Source organism: Sphingorhabdus lacus (genome assembly GCF_009768975.1).
Taxonomy (GTDB): Bacteria; Pseudomonadota; Alphaproteobacteria; order Sphingomonadales; family Sphingomonadaceae; genus Sphingorhabdus_B; species Sphingorhabdus_B lacus.
Genome location: NZ_CP035733.1, coordinates 1,463,138 through 1,479,902 on the forward strand (window position 1 = coordinate 1,463,138; position 16,765 = coordinate 1,479,902).

Sequence of the window (16,765 nt, forward strand, 5' to 3'; positions counted from 1 at the left end):
TGCCTAAAAACTTTGCGCGCGTAGCATAACCGCTACCTGCGCGCCGCCCACGATAAGCACGTCAAACTTCATCATCCCTCCGTTACGGCATCTTAAGCTTTTATGCGCGGTTTCCTGACACGCGCCGAGGCAGCGCACAAGAAACAATGGCTATTCGGCCTGACGGAAGCAGGTAACGCGACTCGCTGCGCGCGAATTTTATCGCTGATTCAGCTTCGAATTTTGCCATGCTGCACGGTCCCCGATTGCTCCGAGCGAAATGACGGCGTGACCTTGGACGCGGCGAGGTCCATTCGGGTGTCGATATCATTCAGTTCATGCACAGGCACATCAACTCTGAGGCATTGCGCCCTTGCGCTGAGATAGGATCCTACGCCGCGGTCGCCTTGCAGCAGCGGCAGCATTTCCGCGAACTGATCCACCGTCAAACAGACAGGAATGCCCGCCTTGCCGTCTGGATATTTCGCTGCGGACGGACAGCCAACGGTAGCCGCATCGGCGAGAAGGCGCAGTGTCGCGGATGTGACAAACGGCATATCACCAAGCATAAGTAGCAGTTTTTCGCAATTTATCTCCACGGCGTGCCGCATGGCGACCGCGATCGACCCCGACAGACCGAGCCGAGCCTCCGGATTGCCGAGGAGCTTGGCGATACCTTCTGCCTCGGCCTCTTTCGCAAATTTGGGGCAGGCATCGCCGACGACAATGACCAAGTTCCTCGTATCGAACTCGAGAGCCGCATCCACCGCATGGCGTCCCAAGCGCTTTGAAGAAAATTCGACGTCAAGCTTGGGCCCTTCAAAACGGCGGGCCATGCCGGCCGCCATGATGGCTATGCAAAGCCGGTCGCTCACGGATGGGGGTGCAATGCTTCATAAGCGCCGACCACTTCCGATAGTATCGATAAGGCCAAGACTTCCGGCGCGCGCGCTCGAGGCACAAGCCCCACGGGGCTGTTGATGCGGACCAGGGCTGTGTCGTCCCAGCCATTGGCGCGCAGCGACTCAAGCCGTCGCGCGCGCGCCTGAGCCCCGCCCTGGCAACCGATGTAGAAGGCCGACGTGTGAAGGGCCCACGCGAGAAGGCGATGCTCCCATTCATGATCGTGAAACAGGAGAAGAACCGCCGTCCAAGGATCTGCTGAAATCCCGGTGGGGACCGTATTCAAGGAAAAATGCTGACCGGCCACGTGCCATTCGACCTCGACGCCTGTTGCCTTGGCCTGCCGTTGCAGCGCCTCACACTCCGCTCCAGTTCCCACGACAATTAACCGGAGCCGCGGAATGTAGCGTCTCATGCGCAAGAAATGCCGATCGTCGGCGGCCGGAACAGCTAAAGACAGCGCGGTCGCCCGGCGTGCGTCGAGATCGGCGACGCACTTCGACAGATGTTGCATTTGCGGAGCGGGATCAATCAGAATGTCGAGGCCTGACCCGCAAGGGAGACGAAAGTCGATGAAAGGCGATCCTTTTCCGTAGCGCAGCAATTTTATGATCCCGTCGCGCGCGGAAATTTTCGCTTGGCCCGCCAGTTCATTCTGCAGACAATTGTCGGCCATGTCCCCTACCAACGTACCATCGCGACCGATGGCGAGTTGCGCGCCGCACCGACGCGAGAAGCTGCCGTCGATCCCTATGATTGTGCACAAGGCGGCCGGTGCGTTTGCCGCATAAACGAGGGCTGCGTGGTCGGAAGACATCATTCCTTTCCCGCACTCTTCGCTGGCCGTGCGATTTTGGAGGAGCTTGCACTCGAAACCGGGACCGACTTTTCAAGCGACAACATTTGTCGTCGCATTCCGTCAACTCGCCAGGATTTTGGTAACAGGCAGAGTGCGCAAACGCGGGCCGCCGGCATCCGCGATCGCGTTGACCAAGGCCGCGATCGTCACCGGCACTGCGTCCTCGCCGATACTGGCCGGCGGCTCAGTTGAGGGCAGGATTTCAATCGTAACCGCGGGCATCCGGTCAAGCTTCAGAATCGGATAATCATGGAAATTGCTTTGCTGCACCTGTCCATTCTCGACCGTGATCTCGCTATGGAGTGCGGTCGTCAGAGCGTAGGCGATCCCTCCCTCCAATTGGGCGTGGACGATATCGGGATTGATTACGGTGCCGGCATCGATTGCGAGAAAGACATGGTCGACCCGCAGGCCGACCTGTTCGTCCAAGCTGACGTCGACGATCGCCGCCTTTGTCGACGAAGGATAGCTTGGATAGTAGCTCGTGTCCCCTACCGCGAGCCCGCGGCCGCGTCCCCTCCCCTTCGGAGCGTGCCAGCGTCCTTTCTGGATCGCGAAATCGAGAAGCTTGAGGTGATTCTTCACCCGGGCAACGGCGATGTCGCGGTCCTCTATATCGGCGGGAATATAGGAAGGATCGAGCAGCGACCGGTAGAATTCGGGGACGTCTCGGCCAGTCAGCAGACGCAGTTCGTCGAGGAAACCGAAGTTCATCCAAAGATGCTGGGTGAAGCCGACGCCCCGCATCCAACCGAACGGAAGCGGCGAGTCGGGATTCCGCTTATAGGCAAAGCGGACATTGGGCGGCTGGAAAGGAAAGCGCGTTTCGCCATAGCTCTGCTCGGCCGACGTTCCGCTGGCGACAGAACAGGTCCAGACCGTCACATTGCCGGCGCCGTCCAGCCCCGCTTCAAAGCGTGCCGCCGTGATTGGCGCATAATAGCTTTTACGCACGCACTCCTCGCGCGTCAGCAGCAGTTTCACGGGCGTGCCCTTGCAGGCTAGCGCGATCTGTACCGCCTGATGGACGAAATCATTTTGCAGGCGCCGGCCAAAGCCCCCGCCGGCCGGGAGGATATGGACATGCGCCTTGTCGGGCGACACCCCGACCAAGCTATGGGCGATGCGCCAGGCATCGTCGGGAAACTGGCTATTGGTCCAAATATGAACCTCTCCGCCATCGACACACGCGCTGCAGTTCATGGGCTCCAACGGCGCCGGATCCATATAGGGATAGCTATATTCCGCCGACAGCGTCTTCGCCGCTTTTGCAAGCGCGCTCCGGGCGTCGCCAGCCTCGACAACCACCGGGGCATCGCTCCGGGCCTGGTTGGCAAGCGTCTTTATATACTCCACGCTTGAAAATTTAGCATGAGGACCGGCGTCCCAATCGATTGTCAGCGCATCGAGGGCGGTTTTTGCCTGCCACCAGCTGTCGGCGACGACCGCCACCGCATCATCCATCTTGACCGGCGCAGCCCAAACATCCGGATCCTCGCCTTCTGGAACGGGCCCATTATACCCGACCTTGGCTCCCTTGATCTCGACGACTTTGGGATTGCCCGGCATGTCTTTGATGCTGCCCTTGTCGATGCTGCGCAGCTTTCCGCCGAAAGTTGGACTTTGGCGGGCGACCGCAAAACGCATACCGGGCAGTTCGAAATCAATGCCGTAAGTAATTTTACCGTGGATTGCGGCATCCACATCACGGCGCGGAATTGCCTTGCCGACCAGTTGCCGGTCAGCTGCGTCCTTCAGCTTCACCGTTTTCGGATCGGGAATCGGCATTTTCGCGGCTGCTTCCGCCAGTGACGCATAACTCAGTTTCTTTCCAGACGCCTTGTGATGGACCGCCCCCTTAACCGCTTCCAGCTCGACTTCGGGCACCTTCAGCCGCGCAGCCGCGGCGCGAATCAACATAGTCCGCACCTGTGCACCCGCTCGCTGGGTCGGTTCGAACAAGGTCTGCGCGGAATGGCTGCTCAAGACCGCCGTCCAGACGTAGACATTGCCCCGCGTTGCGTTAACGGCCGGATCATAAAATTCGCTCTTTAGTGTTGACCAATCCACTTCGAGTTCTTCGGCCAGCATTTGCGGGATCGTCGTCAAGACCCCCTGCCCGATCTCGGTTTGGGGCACGCGCAAGGTGACGCTGTTGTCGCGATGGATCACCACCCAGGAGAGAAGTTCGACCCCCGGTTCGCTATCATCGGGAAACTTCGTCCGGTCCTTGCAGCCCGCGAGCGAGAGCGTGAAACTCACGCCCGCCGCAGTCACCAGCGCGCCCGTGACGAAACCCCGCCGGGTGAGAACAGGTTCCTTCACTGACCGCCCCTCCCGCTCTCAGCCGCACTACGGATCGCCTTGCGGATGCGATTGTAAGTGCCGCAGCGACAGATATTGGTGACGCCCTGTGCTATCTCGTCATCGCTTGGGGAGGGATTGTTTTTAAGCAAGGCGGCAGCGGCCATGATCATACCTGGCTGGCAGTAGCCGCATTGCGGCACACCGGCTTCGCGCCAAGCAGCCTGTACGGGATGCTCACCGCTTTCACCAAGCCCCTCGATAGACGTAATTTTCGATCCGACAGCCTGGCCAACCGAATAAACGCAACTGCGTACAGCAGCCCCATCGACGTGAACTGTGCAAGCACCGCACAGACCCGCCCCACAGCCGAATTTGGTCCCCTTGAGGCCCAAGCTGTCGCGTAATACCCACAATAACGGCACGGCCGGATCGACATCGAGCCGGTGCTTCGCTCCATTCAATTCAATTTCAAGCATGATGCCTCCCGTCTCCCATGCGATGCTCGAGGGGCTCGGTGCGACTGGGATTCACGGGCCTAGCGGAATCCACACCAAACTACGCGCATCGACGCTCCAAAATCGGTAGCACTACTACTGAATTATACAAACGAATAATTAATCAGTCAGCGATCGGGCGGACACGTTCCCCGCCCATAGCTGGTACAGTTGTCCTTTTCAGTCGGCGCCAGGGGGAAATACGGTGCCCCAACCTCGGCTCGGTTCCGACTAGAGGCCGTCATCGTGTTGTTCGATGGCCTTGGTAAAAGCCATCGAGTCGAAATGGGCGTGTTCGGTGCTAACCTTGCCCTCCACGATGGTATCGATCAATACGACGTCCCACGAGATTTCCGCGCCGCCAACGGGCGCGCCCTCGCCGACATATCGTGCCTTTACTCGCAATTCGCCTACGACGGCCTTGGAGCTTGCAACAATATTCGCATATTCGACCTGAACGGTTCCCGCTACGAACTGCGCATTGTAGTCTTCCAGATACTCGCGAAACGCATGCTTGCCCCGCACGGGACGATCCGAGAAAGGAATGTCTACATATACCATGTCCTCGTTGTAAACCGTTAAGAGCTCATCCAGATCGTTGCGCGCCCAAGCGTCAACTTGCCTCTTTAGCAACGCCTCGTTCTCGCGCGCGAGCTGCATTTCGACCGACGCCTCGACCATTATATTCCCCCAGTTCGCCGGAGTAGCAGCGCGTGCTCCGCCAGAAAGGCGTTTAGGTTGCGCGGAGGGTGTCCGGTGATACGAGCGACAACGTCGGTAACCACAGCCGTGTCCCCCTTCATGATGCTGCGCCCTATGTCGGAGAAATACTCAATGAATTGCTCCGACGCGCCCGCGTTTCGCAGCCTTGCCTCTGCCGCCTCGGTCGTCTCTTCGACGGGCCGGACAACCGCCCCGGCGACTGCTGATAAGCAATCCGCGAGCTGGTCGAGGGTGAGCGAATCAGGCCCAGTCAATGTGAGTGCTTGCTTGCCGCAATCCTGGCCGAGCAGGAGTTCTACAGCTACAGCGGCAATATCCCTGGCATCGATCCGGCTGGGCGTGGGAGAGACGCAGCTCCATCATGAACTGTTCGGCGGCAGAGCAGGGATCTGCGGACGTCACACCCTGACCGTTGGCACACAAACCGTCGATGTTGAGGGCTATCCCAGCCTGCTTGCGGCGATGGACGGACACGGCATCCCGGTTGTCGCCGATTGCCGCGCGGGGCATTGCGGGCTGTGTCGCCGTAGGATCGTTAGCGGAGATGTGATCCACGGGCCTGCCCTTGCGTGCGAGGTCAAGGCAGGGGAATGTCTGCCCTGCGTTGCCATCCCATTGACCGATTTGGAACTGGCGGCTCCTTGCCATTAGCGATGCGCTGCCAGCCAGTGAATGTATCGCAAGTTTTATCGGGCACAATTTTCGAAGGAAACGGCGGCCTTGTTAGCGACTGGCGCCAAATTGAATGTCGCGATCAGGGCAAGTGCCTTCGGGCGGCCACCGTCGCAATGGTGCGGTGTTTCTCTTGTGAAGACCTTAAAAACGCCTGCTTACGGGATGATCTTAATCTGTGACGGTGGCTACGTTATCATCATATCCGGATCGCAGGCAGCAAAAGCCAAATGGCGTGAAAGGCAATCTCCCACACTTGCTATTTTCCTATAATGTTCTCCCTTATCGTGTTTCACAGAACAATGGTTGCGGTGGCCTCAGCTCGTAGAAATAACCTGCAAGCGCTTCGGGATCGCTGGCGACCTTGACCTCCAAGACGACTTTACCCTTTGCATCCACGATGCACGCACTGCTCTCTTTCAGAGAGACATCGATCCCGGCACAATACTCAATGGCTGTTCCTCTCACGATGCTTGGGGCCGATCACTCGGAACCCGTTTTCAACACCATCATTCTGAGGGACAGCCACCAGCCTGGCTACTCTTGAGACGCCGGCCCATTACGGCATCTAGGTGTTTGGTCCCAGCATGTGATGACTGGGTTTGACGATAATGACATTAACTTGATCTTGCCCGGGAGGGCGCTCGGTTTGTAATTCTCCGGCTGCGGCGACGCCGCAACGCCATTTCCGGAGACGCTCGCCTTGATAGCGCTTGTGGCCCAAACAGAAAGAAGCGGCTCGGTTCGACCGCAAATTCGGGCGTTGGACGGCTTTGAATACCTTCGGTTTCCGGCCGGTTACGTTCTTCCTTTGCGCGGAGCACTATCAGGGCTGATCAGACTCCATCCCGGCGGCGAGGAACGCCACTATATTATCGAGCATCTCGTCTTTGGACAGATGGTGTATCTTGCCTTCCGTTAAATCCTCGATGCGCCCGAGATCATTTAACATGAACATATATGTGCCGACCAGGAACGACATTCGCAACCCGATCGTCCGTCGTGGCAGATGAGGAATAGCCTGAGCCAAGACGTCTACATATCGTTTGACCGACGCATCATAAACTTCCTTCCGAAGTCGCAAGGCGTGTTCTTCAGCCTCCGAATGAAGGCGGGACTGCAATCGCGCGAACGCTGCGCCAGACTCGCCGCTGTGCTTCAAGTCCCACTGAGGCTGGAGATAGGCCCGAATGATGTCCCGTACATGTATTGGCTGGTCAGAATCAAGCAACCGGTCTAACAATACATGACGATGCCCGGAGAGCAGACCGCCGCGTCGTTTGTAAACTTCATCGAAAAGTTGTTCTTTTGTTTCGAAATAATAGCGTATCAGCCCCTGATTAACGCCTGCGCGTTTCGCAATGTCACGAACGCTTATCCCAGTATAACCGCGCTCAGCAAAGGCGATTTCCGCTGCATCCAGAATCTTTTCCTTCAATTTGCCATTATACTTGGGGCGCCCGGGCTGCCTTGCGGGTTTCTTTCTCTCACCTTTTATCGCCTTTTCAGCAACGACCGTGACATTGGCATCCATCTGTACTCTTTCCGCATTCAAGTTCGAACCCATTTCTACCCTTGTACGGCCTCATTGTTAGGAAGGGAAGCCTGTCCGCAGAGGTTCTGCTCGATCCATCCGACAAGCAAATCCGCGATCGCTGCGCTGTTTATCTCACTCATCAGCATGTGTCCATTGCCCCCAAGGCCATGCTCTTCAAGGCGGATATACTCAAAAATGTTTCCGCGATCGCGAATGAACGCGGCCGCGCGCGCATTGGCATCACGCATCCAACTTGCCTCGGCCGAGACGATTGCCACGGGTCGCTCAAACGGATCGGCCGTCCCGGCATAGGGGGCCGCACAAAGACCGTTCTCAAACGTTCCGAGTGGATGAACCATCCCAGGATAGCCCAGTGGCTCGATCGCGAGGATCCCCGCAACCTTATCGCCGCCCTTGGCAGCTAGGGCCCAACCGCACGGACCACCGGCCGAATGACTAACGATGATCGTAGGGCCGGTCAATTCGAACAGTTGGTCGGCGATTGCCTCGACATGATGCTGGCTCGCCGCAAGCGTAGTCGCCATCGGTCCTTGGCTCGCCATAAACCGGTCGCCAGCCTGGGGATCCTTGGGCCAGCGATCATGCTTTGCCGCCTCGGCCCAGAGATCATGCCGTGCCGGTTCAACAAAACGAGGATAAAGGAACCCATAGTCCGGAAGCGGCAACGCCGGGCCAAGTATCCGTTCGTTCCAGGCGCACCGCCCGTGTCCAGGGCGATCAAGGATAAAAACCGGATAGCCGGCGCTCAGAAAGCTATGCGCCCAGCCAGGCCGACCATCGGGTGTCCGCAGGAATTCGGACCCTTGCCCGCCCCCTCCGTGAACGAAGAGCACGGACACCGGCCGCGACTGCTCGGGTATGAACCACTCGACATAGGCACCGATCCCCGGCCAGATTTTGCCCTCAGTGTGAACGGGTTCACCGGTGAGGAACCGGCCGCCAAAGTCCTTGAGTCGATACGGCCCCACGATGACCTCAGAAATGAGTGATCAATTGGTCGGTGAAACTCAGTTCCCTTCGGATCAGTTCCTGATCCCCCGCGACGGTGCGGAGGAACTGAATTCGCTCCTCCTTCTCCTGGCCTTCCTTGAGATAATAGAGGTTGCGCAGGTTGAGCGAAGCGCGCGGTGATGTGATTTCGGTAAAAATGCGCCGCCGGTCTTGTTCGTAGAATTCCAGAATGTCGTGATCGGCGCCATCATGTATCACCCGGTTCAGAGCTTCGATCAAAGCGAACGCATCGAACATTCCGCCCGTGAGGCCGAGGCCACCGGTCGGATTGGTCACATGTGCGGCATCGCCTACGAGGATGACGCGGCCTACACGCATCTTGTCCGCCACGCGCTGGTGCATCCGGTAGGGCGAGGCGGCCAGAACTTCGTACGGCAGATCGGGCAGGTGGTCGGCGAACATGGCATCGATGCGTTCGGGCAACCCCTCGAGGGGCAATTCCGGATCTTCGACGAAGGTAACGCGCCATGCGTCCGACTGATCGATCTTGCAGATAACTGCGCCATGCTTTTGGTCGATCTGCATGACTGTCGGCGAATATCCCAACGATGACAGATCGATCTTTGTATTGGTCGCGACATAGCGGTTGGGCCAAGTCACGCCGAAGAATTGCAGCCCAAGAACATCTCTGCGCACCGCGCTGTTCGCGCCGTCGGCGCCAATAAGGAAATCACCCTCCAAGCGTTCCGGCCCGCCCGGTCCGTCAAGCTCGGCGACCACGCCACTCGCATGCTGGCTGCAACCTTTCAAGCGCGCCTCGTAGCGGATTTCGATATTGGGAAGCATCGCGACATGGCGGGCCAGAACCCGGGAGAGCAAGCCTTGATGCAGATGGAGGGCCTGGCCGTCCTCATAGGCTGGCGAACCCGCCCACTCGATCATTTCGCCCGTGCTGTGGATGTGCCAGCCGAAGGTCTGCCGAAGGAAGCCCTCGTTGACACAGTCCTGCAGAAGCCCGAGCTTCTCGAGGTACGGCAAAACTGGATAGTGGTACACAAGCGCTCGCGGACTATCGTTGAGCTGCGCCTCGGATTCGAGGATTGTAACGCGCGCCCCTGCTTTCGCGAGGCCGATCGCCGTGAGCAGGCCGGTCGGTCCCGCGCCGGCGATGATTACATGTTGGGTCATTGATCTACCTCTCCTTGATTAACCGAGCGACGCCCCTCCAAAGCCCCGAGCTGGCCGAACCAGTTCAGGATGTCGTCAGAGCTGGTAACGTCGCCATATTTTTGGGCGATGTCATATAGGTTGGCTTCGTGCGGCGCGGACGCCCGGTCCGCGCAGCAATCGCGCGGCACCAGCACAATAAAACCGGATTGCACGGCATCGACGACGGTGGCGCGCACGCATCCCGATGTGGTAGCTCCCGTAACTACAACCGTATCGACCCCGGCAGCGGTAAGCAGACCGGCAAGATTGGTGCCGTGAAAGGCCGAGGCGCCATGCTTGGCGATGATGGGATCGCCTGCGGTGATGCCGGTCGAACTGTCTATCTCGACCAACCTCGTACCCACCTTCAGCGCCTTCATACCGGTCGCTTTGCGAAGCCAGGGTAATGTTTCCGCCTCCCATGGCTGATAGGCGATGGTCGTGTAAATAACGGGAAAACCGCGTTCGCGCGCAACATCGGTGAGCCGACGGGTCGCAGCGATCTCAGCCTTCATATCCGCGGCTGTGGGATAGCTGGTGTCGGTAAAGCCGTAGGAGAAATCGACCACGATAACCGCCGGACGAATTCCTCTGGGAGCGCTGCGGCCGAATCCCGCCCTTTCATAAACCTCAGCCTGCGACATCAAACACCTTGCTTTCCGTCTCCCTCGAACTGCCATTTCGGTCGAACTGGAGTTCCTTGACCACGATTTCACCATCGATCAGCACCGGTTTGCCATCGAGGAAGAGTGAGCAGCCGCGCATGGGAATATCGAGGTGGCAGGCCGTATCATTCATTCCGCCAAGCTCGTTGTTGGGGCCGGTCGAAAACAGCACATTGCCGAGATAGCTGCGCGGCTCCATCCCCATGCCCCCGGGGAATTCGCCCGGCGTCATTCGATGCCATTTGGCATCCGGATTCATCCCCCAGCCAATATGGCTCATGGCAAATCCGCGCTCGTCCTCGAAGTCGGCCATATAGGATTTGACGAGGTCGGCTTCCAAGCCACCGCGGATGTCCGTGATCCATCCCCGCTTGATCGTATAGGTAATTGGCTCGCGAACGTAGATATTCTGGGGGAGGAGCACGTCGCCCGGCCCCACGACGATCTGACCATCGACACCGTCATCGTCCCCGCCGGTAAATACGAAGCCTGAAGGCCAATGATCCCAACGCCCGGGCTGGTCCGTGCAGGCATATTCGGTGATGATGGGGTATGTGCCGAGCTTGTAGATCACATCGGTTCCATGAGGAGAGGTGATGTGCATCGACTTGGCCTGCGCCAGCAATTCCCCCGCCCGCTCGACTTTCTCGCGCAGTTTAGGGTTCGGCAACATGCGCGCGAGCAGTTCGGGCGGCTCGACCACGGTCAGCACGCGCGTGCCGGCCGCCTGGATCGCCATCTGCTCCGGCGAGAACAGCAGAAAAATGCAGTCGATGAGCATGTCGGCGTTCTTGAGGGCCTCAACCGCCTCTGGCATGGCGGCGAGCGACGTCTGGCCGACCGCCCACCCCCCCGTTGGAGACGCCGCGGGAAGGCGCATGTGATAAATATTCGCGCCCAACGTCCTGCCGGCAGCGAGGAAGGCATCCGCATAGTCGAGGCGTTCGTCGCCCTGGGTGAGGACAATCAGGCGCTCGTTCGCACCCACTCCGGACATCTTCAGTTGATGCAGGCAAATTTCGATAAAGCTTGCGCGATCCATTGCGGACGCTCCAATTCTGTCAAATTCTGAAATCGCTGACGGCGCGCAAAAAACCATCTAGGTCGTCCCACGGGATCATGTGCCCCGCGCCCTCGACCGTCGTGATTTCGATGTTCGGCGCAAGGCACTTGAACTCTGTGATGTCAGCCTCTTCGATCACCGGAGAGGCGCCGGCCACTACCAGGCGCATCGGCAAATCGAGGTGCGGCAAGTCCTGATGAATGTCGTCGGCGTGAAAACCCTTATAGGCGGTATCGATCGCATCAAGATCACAGCTATGGAGCCACTCAGCCCGCAGCGCGCGCTGCTCTTCGGTCCAGGTGGGGCAGAAGGCCTTCATGTCCTCCGCCGAACAGCCCCGCTGTGCCAACAGGATGGAGTCTTCGTACCAGGGCCAGGCCGAGGGATAGGGACGCCGGCCGGGTCCGCTTACCGGCGGATCGACGAGGATCAGCCCGCCAAAGGCCCCCGGCGCCTTGCGCGCAGCGCGGATCGCCGTGCGTGCGCCCATCGAATGGCCAAGAACGATAGGCGCGTCCATTTCGAGCGCCTCAACAAGAGCGACAGCGTCGTCCGCCATCGCATCGAGCGAATAGTCGAGGTCTCCCCCTTGGCTGAGCCCGCGCCCCCGCACATCCAGAACATGAACTTCGAAATGCTCCGAAAGGGGTTTTGCAACGAAGTCCCAGGTGACCGCCGGCGAGGTAATCCCCGGAATCAACAGCATTTGCGGGCCGCCCTCACCGTGCTGAATCAGATGGTGCCGGATGCCGTTCGCATGGACGTTATAGCCGCGCATCGCCATCCCCTTAGTAGGCGCCAGAAAGCAGGGTGCCGCCGCCGGGCACCCGCGTGTCGAGATCGAGCGACTTGAGCATCGCCCAGGTCGTGGCGATCGCCGCGGTCAAAACGGGCTTGCCGACCTGCGCCTCGACAATCGAGACAGCGGGCAGAGACGGCATCTGCACACATGCCGACAGCACGACCGCGTCGACGTCGCCGATCTGTTCCATGCTGGCGACAATGCCGGGAAGACGGGCCGGGTCGTGCCCGGCAACCGCGAGATTGTCGGAAATCTCAAGAGCGCGCCATTCCGTCACTTCAATACCCTCACTGCGGATATAGTTCACGACCATCTCCGTCAGCGGCTTCATATAGGGAGCAACGATAGCGACCTTCTTCGCGCCAATCGCCTTGATGCCATCGACAAGCGCTCCGGCGGAGGAGACAACGGGCGCTGAATTGCCGTTGTCGACGGTGACCTGATGCAGCCTCGCCTGCGACTCGCGATGATAGCCATGCCCCATCGACATGATCGCCACGAGGCAGGCATAGCCCATCACATCGACCGCAGCGTCGGACAGTTCAAGCGCGCAGCGATCACTCGCCGCATCCATCGCGGCCAATTCTTCCTTCGTGACATGCTTCATCCGCATGCGCGAGGAATGGAAGGTGAAGCGCTCAGGCGAAATCGTCTCACGCGCACGCAAGAGTGCCGGAATCTCGGTTTCCATCGTCACGTTGGAACTCGGCACGATCTGGCCGATGCGATAGGTTCTCATGAGGATCTCCTTTACTCATATATATTAATTAGTCACTCGTATAAATACAAGCGAAATTCGCCGGCCGCATGCATTGGATACACGCCGAGCGAAGCGTTGCAGTAACAAAATCGCATAGCAACCCACCACTCTCAATATAATGTAACAGTTTCATAGCTATAAGGGGTATGCCATAAAAACCTCCGTACAAAGCTGTTGGCTTGAAGCGGTGAGGGCTTCCCACGCTATGGCAATCTCGCCTAGGCCAGACGATTATGAAAAAGTTCTGCAATACGATCAAATTCTGCGAATGCGGTATTTTCTGAAACGTCCACAATCAATTTTGTTGGGCTGTACTTGCCGCGCCGAAAGCAAAAGAACTGAGGCCAATCTGCGCAGCCATTTTTGCAGATCCGCCAACCATTGCTTGAAAATCGCCCGTTAACTCATGCAGGTCGAGCACATGGGCCGATTAGTCGACTTGAAAGCAGGCGATCAAAATAAAACCTATCACAACATCAATCCCCAATGTTTTTTGCCGGCGTTTGGTGAAGGAACTTTCCAACCTGGTTAGTCGCTTACTACCATTGAATACCTCAAGGGCTGCCACCCGACGCCGCCGATGCTTCCCCCCGACGCGAAAGCTCTCGCAGTCGTAGCTCCTTGGCACTGGGTAACGCCTGCGACGTTTATCCCCTCAAACTTTTACGCGCATTCAACTACTTGAAGCAGCAATTGAGCGCTGATCAAACATTGGCTTTCCAATGCACTATTGTGGATTTGTGAGCGCTTGAGGAAATCATCTCTCGCAATGGGACACCAACAAACCACTTTGGTAGCACAGTGAAATGGCGGATACTTGCCTCTTTCCCGAATGTGGCACGCGCAAAGCATGATGATCAAACATTCAGTTTTATCGCTGCCGGTTGCGATAGGCGAGAGGCCGAACACTATACGAGTTTTCAAAAACGCGGCGGCTAACGTCAAACCAGACACGGAAGGATTATCATTCAATTTGCCCCCGCTGCAGCGTCGCAGCGGGGGAAGTTTACCAAGAGATTTGTTTGTGGCTTCCCGGGTTAGAACCGGAAAGTAGCATCTACGCCATATGTGCGCGGCGTGCCCCGAATGAGGTAATCAAGCCCCGCAAACCTCAACGCTAAACCGTAGTTGAAATACTTCTGATTGAAGAGGTTTTTCACGCCTGCACCAACAGAAAAACGATCTCCGTTGTACGCAATCCGAGCGTTGGAAACCCAATAGCCCTTCTGGGAAACCGCTGTCGTTTGCGCAATATCAAAATAGATGCGCGAGGTATAAGACGCATCAATGTTGAGATCGACCGTCCCATCTTTAATTTCCGCGAGCACGAAGCCGCCCGTGAGGTTTAAGCTAAATTTCGCAGAATTTGATATTTGGTTCCCGGCGACAATGGTGCCGCTCGAACCTGATACGACAGCATCGTTGTCATATTCGGGATCCAGTGCACCAATGCCCACACCAAGCGTTACCCGATCTATTGGCCGCGCAGTTATCTCGGCTTCGATACCGCGGACGCGGGCACCACTGATCGAACGGAGAGGAAACAACCCCCCCGCTTCAGTCACGACGACCTGCTGGTTACGGTAGTCGGTCTGGAACAGTGAACCGTTGATCGTCAGCGTGCGATCTAGCAGGGTAGATTTGAAGCCAGCTTCATAGGTCCGCGCCGTCTCAGGGGGCGCGAAGGTGATTTCGGACGGATCACTGAACGCTTGCGCATTCACTGCACCGCTGCGATAGCCTTCGCGCATGGAGGCATAGAGCAAGACGTCGTCGGAAGGCTTCCAATTTACACCTACTTCGAAGCTGGTATTGCTAAAGGTGCTGCGGTCGGAATAGCCACTTATGGTTGGGAAGGCCAAGGGATCTATATTATCCCCTAGGAATGCGTTGAAGTTTGCAACAGCGACTTTATCCCGACTGAATCGCACACCGCCATATACGGAAACTGTCTCAGTTATTTCTAAATCGCCACGAAGATAAGCCGCATAGCTTTTGCGCTCTTGATCGAAACTATTTGACTGGACAAAACCCGTTCCGGTTGGCGTAAATCCAAAGCTGCATGCGGGACCGCAACCCGGATCGGTAAGGAGCGAATAATCGAACCCGGCATTGACCGAGTCTTTCGAATAGAAAAGACCGGCCTGAGCATTGAATGGTCCATCAAATGACGTCGCCAAACGCAACTCCTGAACGAACTGCTTGATATCTCGGCCAAAGGTGACGATCGGGTCATCCGCCTCGATAACAAGGCCGTCGTCATCTCCAATATCGACCCACTTGCCCCAGTCATAGGTCGTCACAGAGGTCAGCCTGATAACATCGGATGCATCCCAATTCATGATCAGGTTTAGCCCATCGCTGCGGATAGTCCGCTCTGGCGTGTTGGTCGTTGCAGTTTGAAAAAAGCCCAAGCCATTTCGGTTCGATCCGGGAAGACCGGACAAATTATTGCCGGGAAACAAAATTGCCGGATCATTGAAATCAATGTTCCCGGCGAACGGCGCATAGTTACGGCCACCGCTCCTAACATGGTTGTAACGTAGCGTAGCCTCAAAGCTGTTCGAGGGTTCGAACTGCAGTGCCCCTCTGAAAGCAAAGACGTCCGTCTGGTCCAGATCGCCAAGGCCCGGCGTCACGTTTTCAAGCACGCCAGTGTCATGGACGTAGAGCGCAGCAACGCGCACCGCCAGCACTCCATCTATCAAGGGAGCTTGCACGGCTCCCTGTAACCGAACACGATTAAAGTTACCGTAAGAGCCGGTTACATATCCTTCGGTCGAAAAACTAGGCTTTTTGGTTACGATGTTTACGGCACCACCTGTCGCATTCTTCCCGTAAAGCGTTCCCTGTGGGCCGCGAAGAACCTCGACGCGCTCGACGTCAAACAAAGGCATCGTTTCAAATGTTGAAAGACCGCGGATGCCTTCGTCGATATAGACGGCAATAGGCTTGCTCTGGTTCGCAGAATAGTCGGTTGAAGAAATACCCCGAATAACAAAGTTGGGCGGACCGCCTTCACCGAAGGGAGATGCGACTTGTGTATTTGGCGTAACCTTCATCAAATCGCCAATCTGCACCGCTTGGCGGGCCGCAATCGCCACTTCGCCAAAGGCGGAGACGGCAACCGGAACGTCCTGGAGACGTTGCTCGCGCCGTTGCGCGGTAACAATAATGTCGCCGGAGTCGCCTGCAACCTGCTGCTCTTCCTCGGGCGTTGCGGCATCCTGAGCATAAGCCGCCGAAGAATAAACCAGCGGCAACGAAGCGAGCGAAACTGCCAACGCAGTATGTGCTGAACCGCGTATCAATCGAGCAATCATTTCAATTCTCCCTCTTTATGTATGTCATTCCCACCGATCAGGACTCCATGGCATTCGAATTCCGCCATCCTCCTCCCGCTCGCGAACAAGCACTCCCGCCCAGAGAAGTACGGTTAAACCACCTTTGCTATAATTATCCTACTGCATAATTTATGTCATTGTCAACGTCAATGCAAGCCTATCTTAATTGCCCTCGCGGTCCACTCTGCGCCAAAAAAGCACCTAGAATATAGCATATTATCATTAGTTTATGAAATTTTTTATGGATCGAATCGGAGGAGATATGACCACCTTGCCATCCTGACATAAAATCACCACTCGCATAAATTAGTTGTGGAGAAAAGCAATTTTGCTACTAGTGTGAGTCGTTCGCGACCAGCGCGATTTTCAGGCGACGCAGCGAATGCCAGTTTGCCTGCAGACGATAGCGCAATTGTCTTTGGGGCAGTGCGAACGAGATGGAGGGGTGGATGCAGAAAACGGGAATTGTTGAGCTT

General features: G+C 57.2%; 14 protein-coding genes and 1 pseudogene. 1 reads left to right on the forward strand and 14 read right to left on the reverse strand.

The genetic code is table 11. The annotated features are described in order from the left end of the window. Nucleotides 1–209 precede the first annotated feature (209 nt). The 5 genes from EUU25_RS06845 to EUU25_RS06865 form a co-directional block, all read right to left on the reverse strand. Nucleotides 210–854: a nucleotidyltransferase family protein gene (locus EUU25_RS06845; protein ID WP_222848833.1), complete on the reverse strand. Its 645-nt coding sequence runs from the start codon at nucleotides 852–854 to the stop codon at nucleotides 210–212. Continuing rightward, nucleotides 851–1,702 carry an XdhC family protein gene (locus EUU25_RS06850; protein ID WP_158899517.1) on the reverse strand — a complete coding sequence of 284 codons (852 nt, stop codon included), beginning with the start codon at nucleotides 1,700–1,702 and terminating at the stop codon, nucleotides 851–853. Before EUU25_RS06850 ends, EUU25_RS06845 begins: the two co-directional genes overlap by 4 nt. A 99-nt stretch (nucleotides 1,703–1,801) precedes the next feature. Then, complete coding sequence (locus EUU25_RS06855; RefSeq protein WP_158899519.1) at nucleotides 1,802–4,066, reverse strand: xanthine dehydrogenase family protein molybdopterin-binding subunit; 2,265 nt, start codon at nucleotides 4,064–4,066, stop codon at nucleotides 1,802–1,804. Further along, nucleotides 4,063–4,524: a (2Fe-2S)-binding protein gene (locus tag EUU25_RS06860; RefSeq protein ID WP_158899521.1), complete on the reverse strand. Its 462-nt coding sequence runs from the start codon at nucleotides 4,522–4,524 to the stop codon at nucleotides 4,063–4,065. Before EUU25_RS06860 ends, EUU25_RS06855 begins: the two co-directional genes overlap by 4 nt. 249 nt (nucleotides 4,525–4,773) lie before the next feature. Continuing rightward, complete coding sequence (locus EUU25_RS06865) at nucleotides 4,774–5,223, reverse strand: nuclear transport factor 2 family protein (protein WP_158899523.1); 450 nt, start codon at nucleotides 5,221–5,223, stop codon at nucleotides 4,774–4,776. Nucleotides 5,224–5,376: 153 nt separating this feature from the next. Here EUU25_RS06865 and EUU25_RS06870 point away from each other — a divergent pair, with 153 nt between their 5' ends. Further along, nucleotides 5,377–5,916, forward strand: coding sequence for a 2Fe-2S iron-sulfur cluster-binding protein (locus tag EUU25_RS06870; RefSeq protein ID WP_158899525.1), 540 nt, complete (start codon nucleotides 5,377–5,379; stop codon nucleotides 5,914–5,916). Between the two features lie 348 nt (nucleotides 5,917–6,264). Here EUU25_RS06870 and EUU25_RS16545 read toward each other — a convergent pair. The 9 genes and pseudogenes from EUU25_RS16545 to EUU25_RS06910 all read right to left on the reverse strand — a co-directional run. Beyond that, a pseudogene (locus tag EUU25_RS16545) lies at nucleotides 6,265–6,390 on the reverse strand (IS110 family transposase); the annotation flags it as partial. 373 nt (nucleotides 6,391–6,763) lie between these two features. After that, nucleotides 6,764–7,471, reverse strand: coding sequence for a TetR/AcrR family transcriptional regulator (locus tag EUU25_RS06875; RefSeq protein ID WP_158899527.1), 708 nt, complete (start codon nucleotides 7,469–7,471; stop codon nucleotides 6,764–6,766). A gap of 35 nt (nucleotides 7,472–7,506) precedes the next feature. Beyond that, nucleotides 7,507–8,463, reverse strand: a complete 957-nt coding sequence (locus tag EUU25_RS06880) for an alpha/beta fold hydrolase (RefSeq protein WP_158899529.1) — start codon at nucleotides 8,461–8,463, stop codon at nucleotides 7,507–7,509. Nucleotides 8,464–8,470: 7 nt separating this feature from the next. Beyond that, entirely contained in the window at nucleotides 8,471–9,634 is a 1,164-nt protein-coding gene (locus EUU25_RS06885) for an FAD-dependent oxidoreductase (RefSeq protein WP_158899531.1), read from the reverse strand. Further along, nucleotides 9,631–10,299: an isochorismatase family protein gene (locus EUU25_RS06890; RefSeq protein ID WP_158899533.1), complete on the reverse strand. Its 669-nt coding sequence runs from the start codon at nucleotides 10,297–10,299 to the stop codon at nucleotides 9,631–9,633. Before EUU25_RS06890 ends, EUU25_RS06885 begins: the two co-directional genes overlap by 4 nt. Beyond that, entirely contained in the window at nucleotides 10,286–11,362 is a 1,077-nt protein-coding gene (ndpE, locus tag EUU25_RS06895; protein ID WP_158899535.1) for a 2,5-dihydroxypyridine 5,6-dioxygenase, read from the reverse strand. Before ndpE ends, EUU25_RS06890 begins: the two co-directional genes overlap by 14 nt. Before the next feature lie 19 nt (nucleotides 11,363–11,381). Continuing rightward, nucleotides 11,382–12,161, reverse strand: a complete 780-nt coding sequence (gene ndpF / locus EUU25_RS06900; protein WP_187351299.1) for an N-formylmaleamate deformylase — start codon at nucleotides 12,159–12,161, stop codon at nucleotides 11,382–11,384. Between the two features lie 10 nt (nucleotides 12,162–12,171). Further along, entirely contained in the window at nucleotides 12,172–12,924 is a 753-nt protein-coding gene (ndpH, locus tag EUU25_RS06905) for a maleate isomerase (protein ID WP_465270199.1), read from the reverse strand. 1,058 nt (nucleotides 12,925–13,982) lie between these two features. Further along, a complete protein-coding gene (locus EUU25_RS06910) occupies nucleotides 13,983–16,268 on the reverse strand; it encodes a TonB-dependent receptor (protein WP_158899539.1) in 2,286 nt (761 codons plus the stop codon). Nucleotides 16,269–16,765 lie beyond the last annotated feature (497 nt).

Bases quoted from the DNA above. Each gene is read 5' to 3' on its own strand.
- EUU25_RS06850 (WP_158899517.1), bottom strand. From the start codon at position 1,702: ATGATGTCTTCCGACCACGCAGCCCTCGTTTATGCGGCAAACGCACCG.
- EUU25_RS06860 (WP_158899521.1), bottom strand. From the start codon at position 4,524: ATGCTTGAAATTGAATTGAATGGAGCGAAGCACCGGCTCGATGTCGAT.
- EUU25_RS06865 (WP_158899523.1), bottom strand. From the start codon at position 5,223: ATGGTCGAGGCGTCGGTCGAAATGCAGCTCGCGCGCGAGAACGAGGCG.
- EUU25_RS06870 (WP_158899525.1), top strand. From the start codon at position 5,377: ATGAATTGCTCCGACGCGCCCGCGTTTCGCAGCCTTGCCTCTGCCGCC.
- EUU25_RS06875 (WP_158899527.1), bottom strand. From the start codon at position 7,471: ATGGATGCCAATGTCACGGTCGTTGCTGAAAAGGCGATAAAAGGTGAG.
- EUU25_RS06885 (WP_158899531.1), bottom strand. From the start codon at position 9,634: ATGACCCAACATGTAATCATCGCCGGCGCGGGACCGACCGGCCTGCTC.
- EUU25_RS06890 (WP_158899533.1), bottom strand. From the start codon at position 10,299: ATGTCGCAGGCTGAGGTTTATGAAAGGGCGGGATTCGGCCGCAGCGCT.
- ndpE (WP_158899535.1), bottom strand. From the start codon at position 11,362: ATGGATCGCGCAAGCTTTATCGAAATTTGCCTGCATCAACTGAAGATG.
- ndpF (WP_187351299.1), bottom strand. From the start codon at position 12,161: ATGCGCGGCTATAACGTCCATGCGAACGGCATCCGGCACCATCTGATT.
- ndpH (WP_465270199.1), bottom strand. From the start codon at position 12,924: ATGAGAACCTATCGCATCGGCCAGATCGTGCCGAGTTCCAACGTGACG.
- EUU25_RS06910 (WP_158899539.1), bottom strand. From the start codon at position 16,268: ATGATTGCTCGATTGATACGCGGTTCAGCACATACTGCGTTGGCAGTT.